The 17,852-nt window shown below is 66.3% G+C and carries 15 protein-coding genes and 2 tRNA genes; 9 read left to right on the plus strand and 8 right to left on the minus strand.

The window, feature by feature from the left end:
* Positions 1–33: 33 nt before the first annotated feature.
* Both guaA and tadA read left to right on the plus strand, forming a co-directional pair.
* Positions 34–1,599 (plus strand): glutamine-hydrolyzing GMP synthase, encoded by a 1,566-nt coding sequence (guaA, locus tag ACFPN1_RS02325; RefSeq protein ID WP_386752639.1) that lies wholly within the window; start codon positions 34–36, stop codon positions 1,597–1,599.
* Positions 1,599–2,105 carry a tRNA adenosine(34) deaminase TadA gene (tadA, locus tag ACFPN1_RS02330; RefSeq protein ID WP_386752640.1) on the plus strand — a complete coding sequence of 169 codons (507 nt, stop codon included), beginning with the start codon at positions 1,599–1,601 and terminating at the stop codon, positions 2,103–2,105. Before guaA ends, tadA begins: the two co-directional genes overlap by 1 nt.
* A 14-nt stretch (positions 2,106–2,119) precedes the next feature.
* Here the strand turns inward: tadA and ACFPN1_RS02335 are convergent, their stop codons facing one another.
* Positions 2,120–2,578, minus strand: a complete 459-nt coding sequence (locus tag ACFPN1_RS02335) for a DUF2721 domain-containing protein (protein ID WP_386752641.1) — start codon at positions 2,576–2,578, stop codon at positions 2,120–2,122.
* A 62-nt stretch (positions 2,579–2,640) separates the two neighbouring features.
* Between ACFPN1_RS02335 and orn the strand changes: the two genes are divergently transcribed.
* Complete coding sequence (gene orn, locus ACFPN1_RS02340; RefSeq protein WP_386752643.1) at positions 2,641–3,207, plus strand: oligoribonuclease; 567 nt, start codon at positions 2,641–2,643, stop codon at positions 3,205–3,207.
* 8 nt (positions 3,208–3,215) lie between these two features.
* Here orn and ACFPN1_RS02345 read toward each other — a convergent pair whose 3' ends face one another.
* Entirely contained in the window at positions 3,216–4,148 is a 933-nt protein-coding gene (locus tag ACFPN1_RS02345; protein WP_386752644.1) for a mechanosensitive ion channel family protein, read from the minus strand.
* A gap of 4 nt (positions 4,149–4,152) precedes the next feature.
* Entirely contained in the window at positions 4,153–6,525 is a 2,373-nt protein-coding gene (gene ppsA / locus ACFPN1_RS02350; RefSeq protein ID WP_386752646.1) for a phosphoenolpyruvate synthase, read from the minus strand.
* Between the two features lie 134 nt (positions 6,526–6,659).
* Here ppsA and ppsR point away from each other — a divergent pair, with 134 nt between their 5' ends.
* The 4 genes from ppsR to ACFPN1_RS02370 all read left to right on the plus strand — a co-directional run bounded on the left by ppsR (position 6,660) and on the right by ACFPN1_RS02370 (position 8,371).
* Positions 6,660–7,481: a posphoenolpyruvate synthetase regulatory kinase/phosphorylase PpsR gene (gene ppsR, locus ACFPN1_RS02355; protein ID WP_386752648.1), complete on the plus strand. Its 822-nt coding sequence runs from the start codon at positions 6,660–6,662 to the stop codon at positions 7,479–7,481.
* A gap of 113 nt (positions 7,482–7,594) precedes the next feature.
* Positions 7,595–8,107: a DUF1249 domain-containing protein gene (locus ACFPN1_RS02360; RefSeq protein ID WP_386752650.1), complete on the plus strand. Its 513-nt coding sequence runs from the start codon at positions 7,595–7,597 to the stop codon at positions 8,105–8,107.
* 45 nt (positions 8,108–8,152) lie between these two features.
* A tRNA-Ala gene (locus ACFPN1_RS02365) sits at positions 8,153–8,228 on the plus strand.
* A gap of 67 nt (positions 8,229–8,295) precedes the next feature.
* Positions 8,296–8,371, plus strand: a tRNA-Glu gene (locus ACFPN1_RS02370).
* 102 nt (positions 8,372–8,473) lie between these two features.
* Here ACFPN1_RS02370 and ACFPN1_RS02375 read toward each other — a convergent pair.
* The 3 genes from ACFPN1_RS02375 to imuA are packed head-to-tail and all read right to left on the minus strand — an operon-like array spanning position 8,474 to position 13,852.
* A complete protein-coding gene (locus ACFPN1_RS02375) occupies positions 8,474–11,605 on the minus strand; it encodes an error-prone DNA polymerase (RefSeq protein ID WP_386752652.1) in 3,132 nt (1,043 codons plus the stop codon).
* Positions 11,602–13,044 carry a Y-family DNA polymerase gene (locus ACFPN1_RS02380; protein WP_386752653.1) on the minus strand — a complete coding sequence of 481 codons (1,443 nt, stop codon included), beginning with the start codon at positions 13,042–13,044 and terminating at the stop codon, positions 11,602–11,604. Before ACFPN1_RS02380 ends, ACFPN1_RS02375 begins: the two co-directional genes overlap by 4 nt.
* A gap of 1 nt (position 13,045) precedes the next feature.
* A complete protein-coding gene (imuA, locus tag ACFPN1_RS02385; protein ID WP_386752655.1) occupies positions 13,046–13,852 on the minus strand; it encodes a translesion DNA synthesis-associated protein ImuA in 807 nt (268 codons plus the stop codon).
* A 221-nt stretch (positions 13,853–14,073) separates the two neighbouring features.
* Here imuA and ACFPN1_RS02390 point away from each other — a divergent pair, with 221 nt between their 5' ends.
* Both ACFPN1_RS02390 and ACFPN1_RS02395 read left to right on the plus strand, forming a co-directional pair.
* The gene (locus tag ACFPN1_RS02390; RefSeq protein ID WP_386752657.1) at positions 14,074–14,847 is read left to right on the plus strand and encodes a 4'-phosphopantetheinyl transferase family protein; all 774 of its coding nucleotides are present in this window, start codon (positions 14,074–14,076) and stop codon (positions 14,845–14,847) included.
* 171 nt (positions 14,848–15,018) lie between these two features.
* The gene (locus ACFPN1_RS02395) at positions 15,019–16,413 is read left to right on the plus strand and encodes a TIGR03013 family XrtA/PEP-CTERM system glycosyltransferase (protein WP_386752658.1); all 1,395 of its coding nucleotides are present in this window, start codon (positions 15,019–15,021) and stop codon (positions 16,411–16,413) included.
* A gap of 22 nt (positions 16,414–16,435) precedes the next feature.
* On the opposite strand, the gene ACFPN1_RS02400 is transcribed toward ACFPN1_RS02395, so the two are convergent.
* Entirely contained in the window at positions 16,436–17,200 is a 765-nt protein-coding gene (locus tag ACFPN1_RS02400) for a hypothetical protein (protein ID WP_386752660.1), read from the minus strand.
* A 114-nt stretch (positions 17,201–17,314) separates the two neighbouring features.
* On the minus strand, positions 17,315–17,719 hold the full coding sequence (locus ACFPN1_RS02405; protein ID WP_386752662.1) for a hypothetical protein: 405 nt from the start codon (positions 17,717–17,719) through the stop codon (positions 17,315–17,317).
* Between the last annotated feature and the right edge of the window lie 133 nt (positions 17,720–17,852).

Raw genomic sequence — 17,852 nt, forward strand, 5'->3', positions numbered from 1 at the left:
AAACAGAAGCAAGCCCCCGGACAATTCCCGCCGATGCAGAACATCCACACCGACAAGATCCTCATCCTCGACTTCGGCGCGCAGTACACGCAGCTGATCGCACGCCGCATCCGCGAGATCGGCGTCTATTGCGAAATCTGGGCCTGGGACCATGACCCGGCCGAGATCGCGAAGTTCGGCGCGAAGGGCATCATCCTGTCGGGCGGTCCGGAATCGACTACGCAGCACGGTGCACCCAAGGCGCCGCAGGAAGTGTTCGACAGCGGCCTGCCGATCCTGGGCATCTGCTACGGCATGCAGACGCTGGCCGCACAGCTCGGCGGCGCGACGGAAGCCGCGGATGCGCGTGAGTTCGGGCATGCCGAAGTCGAACTCGTCGCCCACGACGCGCTGCTCGGCGGTCTGAGCGACCACGATGGCGAGCCGCGCATCGACGTGTGGATGAGCCACGGGGATCACGTCGCCAAGGCGCCGCCGGGTTGGACGGTGACCGCCGTGACCGACCGCATTCCGGTCGCCGCCATGGCGCTGGAAGCCAAGCGCTGGTACGGCGTGCAGTTCCATCCGGAGGTCACGCACACCAGGCAGGGCCAGCAACTGCTGCGTCGCTTCGTCAGCGAAATCTGCGGCTGCCAGACGCTGTGGAATGCCGCCAACATCATCGAAGACCAGATCGCGCGCGTACGCGAGCAGGTCGGCTCCGACGAGGTGATCCTCGGCCTGTCCGGCGGCGTCGATTCGTCGGTCGTGGCCGCGCTGCTGCACAAGGCGATCGGCAAACAGCTCACCTGCGTCTTCGTCGACACCGGCCTGCTGCGCTGGAACGAGGGCGACCAGGTGATGGCGATGTTCGCCGAACACATGGGCGTCAAGGTCATCCGCGTCAACGCGGCCGACCGCTACTTCGAAAAGCTCAAGGGCGTCGACGACCCGGAAGCCAAGCGCAAGATCATCGGCAACCTCTTCATCGAGATCTTCGACGAGGAGTCTGCCAAGCTCGGCAACGCGAAGTGGCTGGCGCAGGGCACGATCTATCCGGACGTGATCGAGTCGGCGGGCAGCAAGACCGGCAAGGCCCACGTCATCAAGAGCCACCACAACGTGGGCGGCCTGCCGGAAGACATGAAGCTCAAGCTGGTCGAGCCGCTGCGCGAACTGTTCAAGGACGAAGTGCGTCGCCTCGGCGTCGAGCTCGGCCTGCCGCGCGAGATGGTCTATCGCCATCCGTTCCCGGGCCCGGGACTGGGCGTTCGCATCCTTGGCGAAGTGAAGCGTGAACACGCGGAACTGCTGGCGAAAGCCGACCACATTTTCATCGACGAACTGCGCAAGGCGGGCTGGTACGACAAGACCAGCCAGGCGTTCGCGGTATTCCTGCCAGTGAAATCGGTCGGCGTCGTCGGCGATGCGCGTGCCTACGAATGGGTGATCGCACTGCGCGCGGTGGAGACCATCGACTTCATGACCGCGCACTGGGCGCACCTGCCGTACGAGCTGCTGGGCACGGTCTCCAACCGCATCATCAACGAATTGCGCGGCGTGTCGCGCGTCGTCTACGACATCAGCGGCAAACCGCCTGCAACGATCGAGTGGGAGTGATGAACGCCGGTTCGGGCGAGCAGGGGATTGAGAGTCCCGGCGGCGACGAGCACTGGATGCGGCACGCGCTCGCGCTGGCCGAGCGCGCGCAGCATGAGGACGACGAGATTCCCGTGGGTGCCGTTCTGGTGTCCGCAAGCGGCGAAATCCTCGGCGAAGGCTGGAACCGCAACATCACCGAGAGCGATCCCACCGCGCATGCGGAAGTCGTCGCCATGCGCGCGGCCGGCGCGAAACTCGGCAATCACCGGCTGCTGGGCACCACGCTGTACGTGACGCTCGAACCCTGCGCCATGTGCGCGATGGCGATGGTGCACGCACGGATCAGCCGGCTCGTGTTCGGCGCGAGCGATCCGAAGACCGGCGCCGCCGGCAGCGTCTTCGACCTTCTTGCCGATCCGCGCCACAACCACCGCGTGGAAGTGCGGGGCGGCGTGCTGGCGGACGAATCCAGCCGACGATTGACCAACTACTTCCGCGCGAAACGCGGCAAGAATCCCTTGTAACGCCAGACGCGGCTTCAACCGCGCTTGCGCGTGAATTCCTGATCGAGTTCATTATCGAAGCTGCGCACCGCCAGGCTGACCTCGCGCCATAGCGAGAAGCTGGCGGCCAGCAGGAACAACACGCCGAATACGGCGAGCATCGTGGGCAACGCGCCCATGCGGAAACCGAGCAGGGCATCCATCGCCAGCGCCAGACTGGTACCGACGAAGCTGGCCAGGGCCGCGTACAGCATCTGGCACGCGCGCAGGACGAGGTGGGCGCGCTGGCGGTGTCGCGTGATCTGGACATCGCGTTCGGCGCGATCGGGCGCTTCGGCCTCCCAGGCCACGATCAGGCTCCGCAACCGGTCCACCACGCGCGCCAATCTCGTATTTGCCGCCCCCAGCAACGCGGCGGTCGCGGTGAGGAAAAACGCCGGCGCCAGCATCGCGGTGAGGATGGCGTAGTGGACGTAGGTCGGATTGGAGAGCATGGCGCCAGGATTCGACGGAGGCTGGGCTATGATGCGACGTCCCGGACAGCAGTGCGAGCGCGATGGTTAACCCGCAGAAGGAACAGCGACTGATCTGGATCGACCTGGAGATGACCGGGCTCGATACCGACAACGATTCGATCCTCGAGATCGCGACCGTCGTGACCGACGCGCAACTCGAGATCCTCGCCGAAGGGCCCGAGCTGGCCATCGCGCATCCGCTGGAGCGCCTGCAGGCCATGGACGAATGGAACCGCAACCAGCACGGCAAGTCGGGTCTGTGGCAGCGCGTGCTGGAGCAGGGCGTGACGATGGCCGAGGCCGAGCAGCGCACGCTCGATTTCCTCGCTCAATGGGTTCCCGCGAACTGCTCACCGATCTGCGGCAATTCGATCTGCCAGGACCGGCGGTTCCTGTATCGCTGCATGCCGCGCCTGGAAAAGTATTTCCACTACCGCAACCTGGACGTCAGCACCCTCAAGGAACTCGCGCGCCGCTGGGCGCCGACGGTGCTCAACGGCGTGCGCAAGGAATCCAAACACACCGCGCTGAGCGACATCCTGGATTCGATCGCGGAGCTCAAGCACTACCGCGCGGCGATGGGCAAGCTTGGCGGCTTGGCCGAATAAGGCCGCTTCTACTTCCGCTCGCTGGTCGAAGGCCGGCGCGGCAGGTCGCCATCGTCGGCCACCGAACGCGCCAGCAGCTCCGCCAGCGGGCGCCCGTCGGCGTCGCGGTGGTACACGTGCAGGTCGCGCTGCGGATAGGGGATGTTCAGTCCGCGCTCGATCAGGCCGTCACGGATGGCGGCTGTCAGTTCGCTGCGGGCCCGGCCGTAGTCGGCCGTGTTGGCCCAGGCTCTCAGTTCGAGGTCGACACTGCTTTCCCCAAGAGCCGTCACGAAGACTTCCGGCGCCGGGTCGTCCAGCACCAGCGGGTTGCCGGTGGCCACGCCAAGCAGGATTTCGCGTGCGACCTTGAGGTCGTCCTCGTAGCCCACGCCCACCGCCACATCGACGCGTCGTCGTGTGTTGGCGGTGAAGTTGATGATCGGTGCGGTCGTGATGAGGCTGTTGGGAACGATGAGCGCCCGGTTGTCCGGCGTGCGTAGACGGGTCTGGAACACACGGATCTGGTCGACTGTGCCCTCGAGTCCCGCCACCTGCACGAAGTCGCCGACATGGAAGGGACGCTGCACGATCAGCATCACGCCGGAGGCGATGTTGGACAGCGAGTCCTTCAACGCCAGGCCGATGGCCAGGCCCGCGGCGCCCAGCACCGCCATCACCGACGTCGTCGGCACGCCCAGCGACTGCAGGGCGGCGACGATGACGATCACCAGCATCGCCGCATAGGCGATGTTGCGCAGGAAGCCACGCAGAGTGGCTTCCATGTGCGCTCGTTCGAAGGTGCGATCCAGGGCCCTGGAGAGGCGGCGCGACAGCCACATGCCCAGCAGCAGGATGACGACTGCGCCAAGCAGCTTCAGTCCCCAGGTCTGCGCGAGGCCCAGGAAGTCGAAATCCTTCAACTTGCCCAGCGACTGCTGCACCTTCTCCTCGAGCAGCATTCGCTCAGCCCGCCTTGACCTTCGCCAGGCGCAGCCAGGTGTCGACGACCGTATCCGGGTTGAGCGACACCGATTCGATGCCTTCCTGCATCAGCCACTCGGCCAGATCGGGGTGATCGCTCGGACCCTGCCCGCAGATGCCGACGTACTTGCCCTTGGCGCGCGCGGCCTGGATTGCCATCGAGAGCATCTTCTTCACCGCGGGATTCCGCTCGTCGAAGAGGTTGGCGACGATCGCCGAGTCGCGGTCGAGGCCCAGCGTGAGCTGCGTGAGGTCGTTCGAGCCGATCGAGAAGCCGTCGAAGATGTCGAGGAATTCGTCGGCGAGCAGGGCGTTCGACGGCACTTCGCACATCATGATGACCTTCAGGCCATCCTTGCCTTGCTCCAGGCCATTGGCCTTGAGCACCTCGACGACCTTGCGGCCTTCCTCGAGCGTGCGCACGAAGGGAATCATGACCCAGCAGTTGGTCAGGCCCATCTGCTCGCGCACCTTCTTCACCGCGCGGCATTCCAGCGCGAAGGCTTCGGCGAAGCTCGGATCGACGTAACGGCTGGCGCCGCGGAAGCCGATCATCGGGTTCTCCTCGTGCGGCTCGTAGCGCGAGCCGCCGATGAGGTTGGCGTACTCGTTCGACTTGAAGTCCGACAGGCGCACGATCACCGGATTGGGCGCGACCGATGCAGTGATGGTCGCGATGCCTTCGGCGAGGCGGTCGACGTAGAAGTCGACCGGGCTGCCGTAACCGGCGATCTTCGCGTCGATCTTCTTCTTCGTCTCCGCGTCCTGCGAGGCGTACTCGAGCAGCGCCTTGGGATGGATGCCGATGTGGCTGGCGATGATCATCTCCAGGCGCGCCAGGCCGATGCCGGCGTTGGGCAGCATTGCGAAGTCGAAGGCGCGCTCGGGGTTGGCGACGTTCATCATCACCTTGAGGGGCGCTTCCGGCATCTTGTCGAGGTCGGCGACGTTGCGCTCGAAGGGCAGGGCGCCGGCATAGATGTAGCCGGTGTCGCCTTCGGCGCAGGAGATCGTGACTTCCTGACCGTCCTGGATCGTGTCCAGTGCATTGCCGGTGCCAACCACGGCCGGCACGCCCAGTTCGCGCGCGATGATCGCGGCATGGCAGGTGCGGCCGCCGCGGTTGGTGACGATCGCGGCGGAACGCTTCATCACCGGTTCCCAGTCCGGGTCGGTCATATCGGCGACCAGCACGTCGCCCGGCTGCACGCGGCTCATGTCGTCGAGCGAGCGCACGACGCGCGCGATGCCGCTGCCGATCTTGTTGCCGATGGCGCGGCCTTCGGCGATCACCGGGCCGCGCTGGGTCAGGGAGTAGCGCTCGATCTGCGTGGCGTGCGCGCGCGACTTCACCGTTTCCGGGCGCGCCTGCACGATGAAGAGCTTGCCGCTGACGCCGTCCTTCGCCCATTCGATGTCCATCGGGCGGCCGTAGTGCTTTTCGATCACCAGCGCCTGCTTGGCCAACTCGTGCACATCGGCATCGCTGATGGAGAAGGTATTGCGCAGTTCGGCCGGCGTTTCCTCGATGCGCACGCGTTCGCCCGGCTGGTCCGAATACACCATGCGCTGCTGCTTGGCGCCGATGGAACGGCGCAGGATCGCCGGCTTGCCTTGCTGCAGGGTGGGCTTGTAGACGTAGAACTCGTCGGGATTCACGGCGCCCTGCACGACCATCTCGCCCAGGCCGAAGCTCGAGGTGATGAAGACGACGTCACGGAAACCGGATTCGGTGTCCAGCGTGAACAGCACGCCGGACGAGCCGACGTTGGAGCGCACCATCAACTGCACTCCGGCGGACAGGAACACGTCCTCGTGCTTGAAGCCGTGGTGCACGCGGTAGGCGATCGCGCGGTCGTTGTAGAGCGAAGCGAAGACTTCCTTGACCTTGTGCACGACGTCGTCGGCGCCGCTCACGTTGAGGAAGGTTTCCTGCTGGCCGGCGAATGACGCATCCGGCAGGTCTTCGGCGGTCGCGGACGAGCGCACCGCCACGGCAACGTCGGAGCCGCCGTTTTCCGCGCACAGCTGCGCGTACGCCTTGCGGATGTCCGCATCCAGCTCGGGCTGCAGCGGCGCGTCGATCACCCAGCCGCGGATTTCCTTGCCGGCGACCGTCAGGGCCGGCACGTCTTCGACGTCCAGCGTCGCCAGCCGGTCGTAGATGCGCTGGTGGAGATTGTTGTGGGCGATGAAGGCCTTGAAGGCTTCAGCCGTGGTGGCGAAGCCGCCCGGCACGGAAACGCCCAGGTTCGCCAGATTGCCGATCATCTCGCCGAGGGATGAGTTCTTGCCGCCCACGCGGGCCAGGTCGGACAGGCGAAGCGCGTGCAGCCAGAGGATGTTCTCGTTCAAGACGGGGCTCCGAGGGGGGTAGGGGCCGGAGACGGCCTGGATGGCGAAACCGCTATTATCGCCGCTGCATCGGACCCAGACAAACGCGGTTCCGGCGGTTTTTCCAGCGACGACATGTCCTTGCGAGGTGGGTGATGCCGGGAATCCGGCCGGTTTTCTACGTTTCCGACGGTACCGGCATCACGGCCGAGACGATCGGCCACAGCCTGCTGACGCAGTTCACCCAGACCCGCTTCGTCACCGACCGGTATTCCTTCGTCGACAGCATCGAACGGGCGACGGAAGTGGCGGCGAAGATCCGCACCGCCGGCGAGCACCACGGCGTGCGCCCGATCGTCGTCAACTCCTGCGTGGACGGCGCCGTGAGCGCCGCGCTGGCCGATAGCGGGGCGCTGATGCTCGACGTGTTCGCACCCTTCATCGAGCCGCTGGAACGCGAACTCGGCGAGACCCGGGAGCGGCGCATCGGCCAGGCGCACGGCCTGGTCAACTTCGACACCTACCACCGCCGCATCAATGCGATGAATTTCGCGTTGACGCACGACGATGGCGCTGCGACGGATTACGCGGGCGCCGACGTCATCCTCGTGGCCGTGTCGCGCGCCGGAAAGACGCCGACCTGCGTGTACCTGGCGCTGCATTACGGCATTCGTGCGGCCAATTATCCGCTGACCGAGGAAGACCTCGAGCACGATCGCCTCCCGCAGCGGCTCCGGACCTATCGCAACAAGCTGTTCGGACTGACCATCGATCCCGTGCGGCTGCAGCAGATCCGCCAGGAACGGCGTCCGAATTCGCGCTATGCCCAGTTCGAGACCTGCCGGCGCGAAGTCGCGGCGGCCGAGATGATGTTCAGGGGCGAGGGCATTCCCACCCTCAGTACCACGCATACCTCGATCGAGGAGATCGCCAGCAAGGTGCTTACGACCCTGGGCATCCACCGCGAGATGTTCTGAGCGCCCGCAACCTGAAGATCGGCATTTTCCGCGGGGGAATTGTGACCTTAGGCGCGTTCATGGAGCGCGTCAACGCTGCCGCGGAACAGTTTGCGCGTGTAGCATCGACCCCCATGCAGCAGATCGTTACCCGCGCCACGCATGCCGACCTGCAGAGCCGCCTGCGGCTCGGCAAGCTCGGCTGGCTGATGGGACTGTACGCGGAAAACCACCTCCGCCTGCAGCGACTCTTCGAACCGGCGGATCTGGCTCCGGGGCGCTACCGTTCGCATATCGACGACGGCCTGCAGCTGCTCCTCGACGTGCTGGAACAGCATCGCTACACGACCGAATTGCGCCTGACCTACGACATGCGCGATCCGGTGACCGGTGAGCCTGATCCGTCCGCCTATCTGCGCGTCTATCACGATGCACGCCAGGTCGAAGCCACGCATTGCTACGTCGGTCGTCGCTGGCAGGACGTGATCGGAATGTATCCGCCGCCCGCCGAAGTCATCGGCCACCGGCTGCGGATGAACACCTTCCTCGGCAAGTGGCTGCAGTATCTGGCCGAGAGCGGCCATGGCGTCGCCACGCTGCGCCCCGGCGAAGCCGCGGATGTGAAAAAAATCGAAAAGGTGGCTTGACGCTCCTGAATCAGCTCCCTAAGATAGCGGTCTTTCCAGCGCCGTGGGGCCATAGCTCAGCTGGGAGAGCGCCTGCATGGCATGCAGGAGGTCGCCGGTTCGATCCCGGCTGGCTCCACCACTCTGGTTACAAAAAACAGGCCGGCTTTCTTCGAAGATCATCTCGATGAAAGCAAAAGTTTTACAGCGTCCCCATCGTCTAGAGGCCTAGGACATTACCCTTTCACGGTAGCGACCGGGGTTCGAATCCCCGTGGGGACGCCACTCTTCGGAATCAGGGCTCGGGAAACCGGGCCCTGATTCTTTTTGCGCGCTCTTCCGGATGTGTGAGTGCCGTTCCTGCGCACGCTGCCATGCGCGGATCGTTCAGTGGAAATCGCGCGAACTCGTAGTCAGGCCCGACAGCATCGGTGTCAGGTTCTGCAGGCGCGTGGCGATCAGGTGCCGCACGCCGTCGGCGCATTCGATGCGTCCGTCGATGGCCATCAGCCTGGATTCGAGGAATTCGCGTCGCTGCCGCTCGGCGACCTGTTGCCACACGACGGCATTGACCAGTCCATCCTCGTCTTCGAGCGTGATGAAGGTGACGCCGCTCGCGGTCTGCGGTCGCTGGCGCATGGTGACCAGGCCGGCGAAGCTGACGCGTTGTCCGTGCTTCATTTCGCGCAATTCGGAAGATCGCTTGAAACGCCGGGCGCGCAGCCTCGCGCGCAGGAAGCTCAAGGGATGCCGTCCCAGGGTGAGACCGACCGTCGCGTAGTCCGCGCGGACATCCTCGGCCGCATCCGGCAATGGCAGGGAAACGTTCGCCTCCGCGGTTGCGCCGATCGGATCGAGCAGCGGCAGTTGCGCTTCCACGCCGGCGGCGGCCCAGCGCGCCCGGTGCCGATGCCCCGCGAGTCCGCGCAGTGCCGCCGCATCGGCGAGCACGCCACGCAGGCGCTGGTCGAGATCGGCGCGCAGGCATAGCTCGGTCACGTCGCGGAAAGGGCGCTGCGCACGCGCGGTTTCGATGCGCTGCGCGGCGTCTTCGCGGAAGCCGTTGACCATGCGCAGGCCGAGGCGCAGGGCGGGTTGCGACTGCGGGTCGGATAGCGGCGATCCGTGCGATCCCGCTTCCAGCGTGCAGTCCCAGCGGCTGTAACGCACGTCGACGGGCCGCACTTTGATGCCGTGCCGTCGCGCGTCCTGCACGATCTGGCTGGGCGAATAGAACCCCATCGGCTGCGAATTGATCAGCGCTGCAGCGAATGCCGCCGGCTCGTGCCGCTTGAGCCAGCTGCTGGCATAGGCGAGCAGGGCGAAACTCGCGGCGTGCGATTCTGGGAAGCCGTAGCTGCCGAAACCCTTGATCTGCTCGAAGATGCGTTCGGCGAAATCGAGCGCATAGCCGTTCTTCAGCATGCCGCCGATGATCCGCTCGCGATGGCCGTGCATGTCGCCGTAGCGTTTCCATGCGGCCATCGAGCGGCGCAGCTGGTCGGCTTCGCCCGGCGTGTAGTCCGCCGCGTCGATCGCCAGCTGCATCACCTGTTCCTGGAAGAGCGGAACGCCGAGCGTGCGCTCGAAGATGTGCCGGAGTTTTTCCGACGGGTAGGTCACCGGCTCCTCGCCGCTGCGACGGCGCAGGTAGGGATGGACCATGTCGCCCTGGATCGGCCCCGGCCGCACGATCGCCACCTGGATCACCAGGTCGTAGAACTTCTTCGGCTTCAACCGCGGCAGCATCGCCATCTGTGCGCGCGATTCGATCTGGAACACGCCGACGGTGTCGGCGGCCTGGATCAGGGCGTAAGTCTGCGGATCGTCACGCGGAATGCGATCCAGATCGAGATCGCGGCGACCACTGTCGCGCAGCAGATCGAAGGTCTTGCGGATGCAGGTCAGCATGCCCAGGGCTAGGCAATCGACCTTGAGCAGGCCCAGGACATCCAGGTCGTCCTTGTCCCATTGCAGGACGGTGCGGTCGTCCATCGCCGCATTCTCGATCGGACCGATCGTCGACAACGGCCGTTCCGAAATCACGAAGCCGCCCGGATGCTGCGACAGGTGCCGCGGGAACCCCAGCAGCTGGTCGGTCAATGCGATGACGCGCTGGATGACTGGCGCTTCCGGATCGAAGCCGTGCTCGCGCAGGAATTCCGCCGGAGGCACTTCCTCGCCCCAGCGATCCATGGTCTTGGCGAGTTCCTCGATCTGGTCCGCAGGCAGCCCCAGCGCCTTGGCCACGTCGCGCACCGCGCTGCGTCCGCGATAGCGGGTGGCCACGGCCGTCAGCGCCGCGCGTTCCCGCCCGTAGCGGTTGAAGACGTACTGCATGACTTCCTCGCGGCGCTCGTGCTCGAAGTCGACGTCGATGTCGGGCGGTTCATTGCGTTCTTCGGAAACGAAACGCTCGAACAGCAGTTCCATTTCGCCCGGCTGCAGCTCGGTGATCCCCAGCGCATAGCAAACGGCGGAATTGGCCGCCGAGCCGCGGCCCTGGCACAGGATTTCCCTGCTCCGCGCGAAACGGACGATGTCGTGCACGGTGAGGAAATACGATTCGTACTGCTTGCGGGCGATAATCCGCAGCTCCTTGCGGATCAGTTCGATGGCCTTCGCCTTCTGCGCGGCGGTGGATACCTTCCTGCGCCAGCGTTCGCGGATCCCCTGGGTGGTGAGTCGGCGCAGCCAGCTGCGCGCGGTGTGTCCGGCGGGTACCAGTTCATGCGGGTATTGGTACTGCGGGTCGCGCAGGTTGAAGCGGCAACGTGCCGCGATGCGCACCGATTCGGCCAGCAGTTCGGCCGGATAGATCGCGGCGAGTGCCTGGCGCGTGCGCAGGTGGCGTTCGCCGTTGGGAAACAGGGCATGGCCGGCTTCCGCCAGCGTCGTGTGCAGGCGGATGGCGGTCATCGTGTCCTGCAGGGCGCGACGCTTGCGCACGTGCATGTGCACGTCGCCGCTGGCGACGGCAGGGATTGCCAGCTGCTCCGCCAATCGCAGCAGGGTGTGCAACCGCCCGGCATCGTCGGGTCCGCGATGCAGTTCGACGGCCAGCCATGTGCGTTGCGGGAACCTTGCCCCGATCCAGCGGGCTTCTTCCGGGTCGGGCTTGTCGCCGGGAATCCAGAGCGCCAGCAATCCTTCATTGGTGCCGGCGAAATCCTCCCGCAACGAACGATAGGCGCCTTTCTCCGCACGTCGTCGTGCCAGCGTGATCAGCTTGCACAGCCGCTGATAACCGACGAGGGTTTCGGCCAGCAGCACCAGTTTCAGGCCGCCTTCGATGCGGAATTCACTGCCGACGATCAGTTTGAGATCGACGGCTTCCGCGGCTTGCAGGGCGCGTACGATGCCGGCCAGGCTGCATTCGTCGGTGATGGCGAGCGCGGTGTAGCCCTGCTGTTTCGCGCGCTCGAACAACTCGCGCGCATTGGAAGCGCCGCGCTGGAAGCTGAAGTTGGACAGGCAGTGCAGTTCGGCGTAGGCGGGCAAGGCCACGAAGTCACTCATGCGAACCACCCGTGCAGCATGAAAGGCCCGGCCTGTTCGCCCGCGGTGCGGAATGCCCAGGCGCGCTGGCCCGATGCGGTTTCGACCAGGTAGTAATCGCGCCGGACTTCGTCCTCGTCCCACCAGCCCGACTCGATGCGTTCGGGCCCGGCGAGTACGCGCTGGACGCGGTCGCGCAGCGGCAGGGCCTGCGGCAACAGCCAGCCGGGGCGGAGCAAGGCGGGCGAATCGACCGTATTCCGCGGAACGGAGCGGCCGCTGACGACCTGCTCGGGACGATGGTCGTGCTGCCATCCCACGCCGTGCACTGCGTCGTCGCCCAGGCGCGCGCGCAGGCGTTCGCGCAACTGCGCCCAGGGCATGGCCTGCTGCGGCCGCGCGTCGAACAGATCGCGCTCCGCGGGAACGAAGGCCGGCAATTCGCGCGCCACCAGCTGCATGCCGCGCACCGGCGCCGGCAGGCGGGCCTGCTCGATGCGGCCGCGCGCGAGTTCGAACAGCATCGCCGGTTCGCGCTCGGCGGCGAGCAGGCCGACGTCGACTTCGCTGCGATGCTCGCCGATGTCGCAACGATCGCCATCGACGATGCGGTCGTGCTCCAGCACCACCGTGAACCGTTGCACGCCGCCGTCGCGTCCCGCCAGGAACGCGGCTAGGTCGGCGGTGAGGCGACGCAGAGGGAACAACAGGGCCTGGCTGGATTCGACCTCATGTTCGAATTCGATGCGTCCTTCGAACACGTCCGGCGGCTGGTACCAGCCCAGCGGCGCATCGGCACCGCGCAGGCGATCCAGGTGCTGCAGGACTTCGCGCGGGAAGCGCCGGTTCAGCGCATCGCGCGGCAGCGCGAACACCTGCCGCAGCTTGCGTAATCCCATGCGCGACAGGGCGTGCGCCACTTCCTGCGGCAGGCCGGCGCGCTCGATCGGCAACTGCCCCAGCGCGTTGAGGAAGGTGTTGTCGCCCACGGCCAGCCCGTCGTGCACGTTGGCCAGCACGCGCGCCGCATGCGGATTCGGCGCGACGACGAGGCGATGCCGGAAACCGAGCGCCTGCAGTTCTTCGCGCAAACGCGCTTCCAGTCGCGGCCAGGGGCCGAACAGTTGCAGGCTGTGGCCGACTTCGAGCACCACCGCGTGCGCGAGGTCGGTGCTGACCTGCGAACTGAAGCGGTAAGCCCACGCGGCCAGCAGTTGTCGCCAGCGTTCGGTGGCAACGGGATCGTGTTCCACCGTGGCGAAGCGGCCACCCAGCGCCTGCGCCGCGGCGAGCGGCATGCCCGGACGCAAGCCCAGGGCGCGTGCCGCCGGATTGACCGCGTGCAGGACCCGGCGTTGCACGGGGCCCTCGATCAGCACCAGGGGCGCTTCGGGATCGGGACGGCGGCGCAGCACGCCATCGATCGCGATCTGCGGCAGGAACAGGCAGGCCCAGCGCATCTCAGGTTCCGCTGGGCTCGGTGGTCCTGGCGTCCTTGCGCGGGAGGGGATGGGTGAATCCGCGGCCCATGGCAGGCGCGACGAAACCGGTGTGGTTCGATGCCGCGTCGGAGCGTGAAACGCCGTGCCGGGAAGGATCCGGATGGTCCGGCAGCGGGAAGGCAATCGGTCGCGATGGCGGATTCCCGCCGCGGCATTTGAGGATGCGCAACTGGCGTGGGGTCGCATCGATGGCGATGCGCAAGGCCGCGGGCGACGGATTCATGGCGGCCTTGAACGAACGGAATGCGAAGCACAGTGCCTGGCCGGTTTCCGCGGCGACCTGCAATCGTCGCAGGGCGCGGTCGTCCGCCTGTTGTGGCCAGCACAACACGGCATCGCAGGCGCCCGAACGAAGGCACTGCTCCGTCGCCCACAGCGCCTCGCGCGGCGTATCCGCACGAACGACCTGCACGGCGCCCAGGCGCACGCCGGCGGCATGCCATGCCGGCGGATAGGGGTGGTAGGGCGGCGCCACCAGCGCGATGACGCCGTCCTTCGGCTGGCTCAGGCGCGCCAGGGCCGGCCAGAGCAGTTGCAGTTCACCGATGCCGTCGGCCGGCAACAACAACTCGCTCAGTGCGGCCTCCGGCCAGCCGCGGGCGGGCAGCGCGGCGTCCAGCAGCGGCCAGCCCGTGGAGGGTCCTGCAGCCGTCGTGCCTGCGGACGCGCGACCTCGCCAGACGCGACGCTGCGAAATCAGGCCATCGAGCGCAGTGGGGACGGAGGCATCGTCCGTTTTTCTTCCGAGCGCCGTCACCGTTCCCATGACGGGCCTCGAAGCATCGGACGGGAGCGGCGGGACTGCATGTTAGCAATAATACTAACAATGGAGTCTCGCAGATTAAGATTTTCGTTTTCAATGACTTGGATCGACTAGCTAAAGCGATCTGGCGAATACGCGCAAAAATTGTCCGTTCGACCGGCAGTGCCTCGTTCCTTCTTGGACAGTGGCTGACAGGTACGCCGTGCGGCGTCCAGGGTAAGCGGATGCTGCAGGTCAATCTCAACCGGGGTCCGACGGGTCCGCATTTCCCGGGGATGGCGCTGCGCGAGGCCTTCGACAGCGCATTGCCCAGGCCGAACTGGCTGACGGCGTTGTCCGGCGTGCGCGTCGCGCTCTTCGATCTCCACGACTGGTGGCCCTGGCTCGCCGATGCCTACGCGATGCTGGACAGCGCCGAGCTTCGGCGCGTGCAAAGCCGGCGCGTCGCATCGGACCAGGACCAGCTCGCGCTCGGCTATTCGCTGCATCGTTTGCTGCTGGGCAAGGCGCTGGACTGCGACGCGGCGGACGTGCCGATCGGTCGCGACGCATCGGGTTGTCCGCACCTGGCCGACAGCCCCCTGCGGACCAGCCTGAGCCACGCGGAGCACTGCGTCGCGGCGGCGGTCGCGCCCCGCGGCGCGATCGGTGTCGACATCGAACTGGCCGCGCGCGCGCCCGTCATTCCCGAGATCGCGGAGCGCGTCTGCCATCCCGCCGATGCCGTCGGCATGTCCGCGTTGCCCGGCGTATCGCGGAGCGAGGCCCTGCTCGCGCTGTGGGTGCGCAAGGAAGCCTTCCTCAAGGCCGCAGGCATCGGCCTCCAGCGCGAAATGCAGACCTTCGCCGCCCCGGACAACGGCCTGCTCGCATTGCCCGACGGCAGCATGACCCGGGTCCGGATGCTCGAAGCCGACCCGCAGTGGGTCGTCGCAGTCGCGAGCGCGCCGGACGTGCCGGTGACATGTGCGGTGCTGCATCCGCTTCCCGACGAATAGGACGTCGCGGTCTCCGGAAGAGACATGCCGCGGCGCGGCCGGGCGTGCGCGGTTACGCCGTTTCCCTCGAATGCCAAGTCGTTGGATGAGCCGCCATTTGCCCGGAATTTCCCGGGATCACCGGATGAGGTAGCGCATGCCCCGGAAGGACCCGTCGCAGAGGATCACGCCATGAGTACGGCCCTGGCCAGTCGCAAGAGTCGCGCGTTGCTGATGCTCTGGCTCGCCGAAGTCGGTCTGCTGATGCTTGCGGTGCTGGCGGCCGCGTGGCTGCGTTTCCTGCGCAATCCGGCCGGATTCGCGCTGTTCTTCGAGTCGGCGCCGTCGCGGGCGCTCATCTTCGGGCTCGTCATCACCGTCTCGATGGTGGCGTTCGGCTTGTACCAGGTGCACGTGCGCCACAACCGGATGGAATTCCTGGTGCGGCTGGTGCTGTCGTTCGCCTTCGCCGGCGTCGCGTTGCTGGTCCTGTACTACCTGGTGCCGAAGACCTACATCGGGCGCGGTGTGCTGGCGATGTCGCTGGCGCTGGGGCTGGCGGAAATCACGCTGATGCGGCTGCTGGTGGATCGCCTGTTCAAGACCGACGTGTTCCGTCGCCGCATCCTGGTGCTGGGCGCGGGCGACTACGCGAACCTGATCCACACCCGCCTGCGCCGGAACGCCGACCGGCGCTCGTTCATGGTGGTCGGATACCTGCCCATCGCCGGCCAGCCCGTGCAGGTGCCGGACAAGCTGCTTCTCAACACCGACTTCAGCCTTTCCGAAATCGCGGAGTGGCTGCAGGTCTACGAAATCGTGGTGGCGCCCGACGAGCGCCGCGGCGCGCTGCCGATGGAGGAGATGCTCAAGTGCGCGCAGCGCGGCATCACCATCACCGACCTTTCGACGTTCTTCGAGCGCGAAGCCGGCATGGTCAAGCTCAACGTGGCCGATCCTTCCTGGCTCGCGTTTTCCGGCGGCTTCGACCATTCGATTCCGCGCCGCCTCAACAAGCGCTTCTTCGACCTGGTCGCGGCCGGCGCCGTCTTGCTCGTAACCTGGCCGATCATGCTGCTGGTCGCCCTGTGCATCGCGCTGGAATCGCGCGGCCCGATCCTCTACCGGCAAGCGCGCATCGGCGAGAACGGGCGCGTGTTCGAGCTCATCAAGTTCCGCAGCATGCGCGTGGACGCGGAATCGGACGGCGTCGCGCGCTGGGCCAGCAAGAACGACGACCGGACCACGCGCGTGGGGCGGATCATCCGCCTGTCGCGTCTGGACGAGCTGCCGCAACTGTTCAACATCCTGCGCGGCGACATGAGCTTCGTCGGTCCGCGGCCTGAGCGCCCGCAATTCGTCGACATGCTCAGTCAGGAAGTGCGGTACTACAACGTCCGCCATTGCGTGAAGCCCGGCCTGACCGGCTGGGCGCAACTGCGCTATCCGTACGGCGCATCGGTGCAGGATGCGGAGGAGAAGCTCACCTTCGACCTGTTCTACGTGAAGAACCACGGCCTGGTCTTCGATCTGCTGATCCTGCTGCAGACCGTCGAGGTGGTGTTGTTCCACCGCGGCTCCCGCTGACCGCGAGAGCCGCAGACAGAGTTCAAGGCGACGTCGGCGAAGGCCGTCCGATCGTGTGCGCGGCTTCCTGCGATGCGACCGCAACGCCGGTGACGCCGAGCCTGATCTCGCCGAAGCGCCCCGCGATGTGGCCCAGCAATGCGTGGATGAAGGCGATCACGCCCGTCATCTCCATGCCTTCCTCGAGCGTGACCAGCAGGTGGAAGCCGAGAGTCCGGTAGGCGTGGTGCTCGCGGTACATGCCTTCGAACAGTTCGACGCCCACCGCGCCGCCGAGGTAGATCGCCGCGGAAGCGGCGAATGCGAGCATGGTCCGCCGCGGAAGGCGGAGCATGAAGGGCAGGAAATAGATGCCCAGTGCGACGATGAGCACAAGCGCCGGCACGACCCAGGCGAAATAGAAGAGGCCCAACTCCCCGCCGCCGAGCAGATGGCGCACCGGCTCGATCAGCGCTTCATGCAGGGACAGGCTTTCGTCCACGGCCATGCAGACGAAGCCGGCGGCGAGCAGCGCCCATTTGCCGGTATCGCGGCCGCGTCTGGCGCGTTCGAGCAGGGTGATCAGCGTCAGCAGGGCGGCGGCGCCGAGAAGCAACAGGGTCGAGAAGAGTTCGGGCAGGTTGTGCTCGCCATCGAGGCTCATCATCGCCAGCCCGGAGACGTATTCCTTGCCGGCATGGATGCGGTACCACTGCATGCCGAGATTGATGACCACGAACAGGGCGGCCACGACGGCGAGGATGCGGGTGACGATCGCCCGGTCGATGGTGATCCTGGGTGCATTCATGGGTCTGTTCCCTGACGGGCGCCTGGAGCCCGTTCACGCAAACGGCACGAACGCGCTGTTGCGGTCAGATTCCAGGCGGGAGTGGACGAACGGTACTTCCCGATGCGGTAGGGCTTACAGCAGCCATTCGCCGGACGCGAAAGCGAGCAGCACGAACAGCAGTACCAGCAGGACGATCGCCAACCAGAAGGCGATACGCGGCGGTACAGACGATGGTTCGGCGGGCGGCGGCATCGGCTCCGCGGAAGCGCGCGGCACGCCGGAACCCACCATCCCGGCCATGCCCGACCCGCGCGGCGCGGCGCCCGGCAATCGCCCGTAGCGCCGATGAAATCGGGTGGCCGTGGTGTACAGCCAGATCAGGTTGCGCAAAACCGCAAGCGTCTCCGGCGATTGAGCGGTGCCGGTGCGGGGTTGCAGTTGCGAGATGCGACGACGGTAAGCGAGCTGCAGCTCCGCGAGGCTGCAGTTCGGTTTCAGGCCGAGTTCGGAATAGAGCAGTGTCAGGTCGGGTTTCATGGCACGCCTTCCGCTTGTCCCTATCGTAGCGCGTGAGCCGCCCGTGAACAGCGCGGGGCGGGCACCGTGGCCGCGCGCCCGGACCCACGACGTTTGTCACTTCAGCAGCGCGCTCTTCATGGCCGCCATCGGG

It is taken from the genome of Lysobacter yangpyeongensis (genome assembly GCF_042655745.1).
GTDB classification, from domain to species: domain Bacteria; phylum Pseudomonadota; class Gammaproteobacteria; order Xanthomonadales; family Xanthomonadaceae; genus Agrilutibacter; species Agrilutibacter yangpyeongensis.

Excerpts from the sequence above, each read along its gene's own strand:
- ACFPN1_RS02405 (WP_386752662.1), bottom strand. The coding sequence starts at position 17,719 with ATGAAACCCGACCTGACACTGCTCTATTCCGAACTCGGCCTGAAACCG.
- ACFPN1_RS02400 (WP_386752660.1), bottom strand. The coding sequence starts at position 17,200 with ATGAATGCACCCAGGATCACCATCGACCGGGCGATCGTCACCCGCATC.
- ACFPN1_RS02345 (WP_386752644.1), bottom strand. The coding sequence starts at position 4,148 with ATGCTGCTCGAGGAGAAGGTGCAGCAGTCGCTGGGCAAGTTGAAGGAT.
- guaA (WP_386752639.1), top strand. The coding sequence starts at position 34 with ATGCAGAACATCCACACCGACAAGATCCTCATCCTCGACTTCGGCGCG.
- ACFPN1_RS02395 (WP_386752658.1), top strand. The coding sequence starts at position 15,019 with ATGAGTACGGCCCTGGCCAGTCGCAAGAGTCGCGCGTTGCTGATGCTC.
- imuA (WP_386752655.1), bottom strand. The coding sequence starts at position 13,852 with ATGGGAACGGTGACGGCGCTCGGAAGAAAAACGGACGATGCCTCCGTC.
- tadA (WP_386752640.1), top strand. The coding sequence starts at position 1,599 with ATGAACGCCGGTTCGGGCGAGCAGGGGATTGAGAGTCCCGGCGGCGAC.
- ppsR (WP_386752648.1), top strand. The coding sequence starts at position 6,660 with ATGCCGGGAATCCGGCCGGTTTTCTACGTTTCCGACGGTACCGGCATC.
- ACFPN1_RS02360 (WP_386752650.1), top strand. The coding sequence starts at position 7,595 with ATGCAGCAGATCGTTACCCGCGCCACGCATGCCGACCTGCAGAGCCGC.
- ACFPN1_RS02380 (WP_386752653.1), bottom strand. The coding sequence starts at position 13,044 with ATGCGCTGGGCCTGCCTGTTCCTGCCGCAGATCGCGATCGATGGCGTG.
- ACFPN1_RS02335 (WP_386752641.1), bottom strand. The coding sequence starts at position 2,578 with ATGCTCTCCAATCCGACCTACGTCCACTACGCCATCCTCACCGCGATG.
- ACFPN1_RS02375 (WP_386752652.1), bottom strand. The coding sequence starts at position 11,605 with ATGAGTGACTTCGTGGCCTTGCCCGCCTACGCCGAACTGCACTGCCTG.
- orn (WP_386752643.1), top strand. The coding sequence starts at position 2,641 with ATGGTTAACCCGCAGAAGGAACAGCGACTGATCTGGATCGACCTGGAG.
- ACFPN1_RS02390 (WP_386752657.1), top strand. The coding sequence starts at position 14,074 with ATGCTGCAGGTCAATCTCAACCGGGGTCCGACGGGTCCGCATTTCCCG.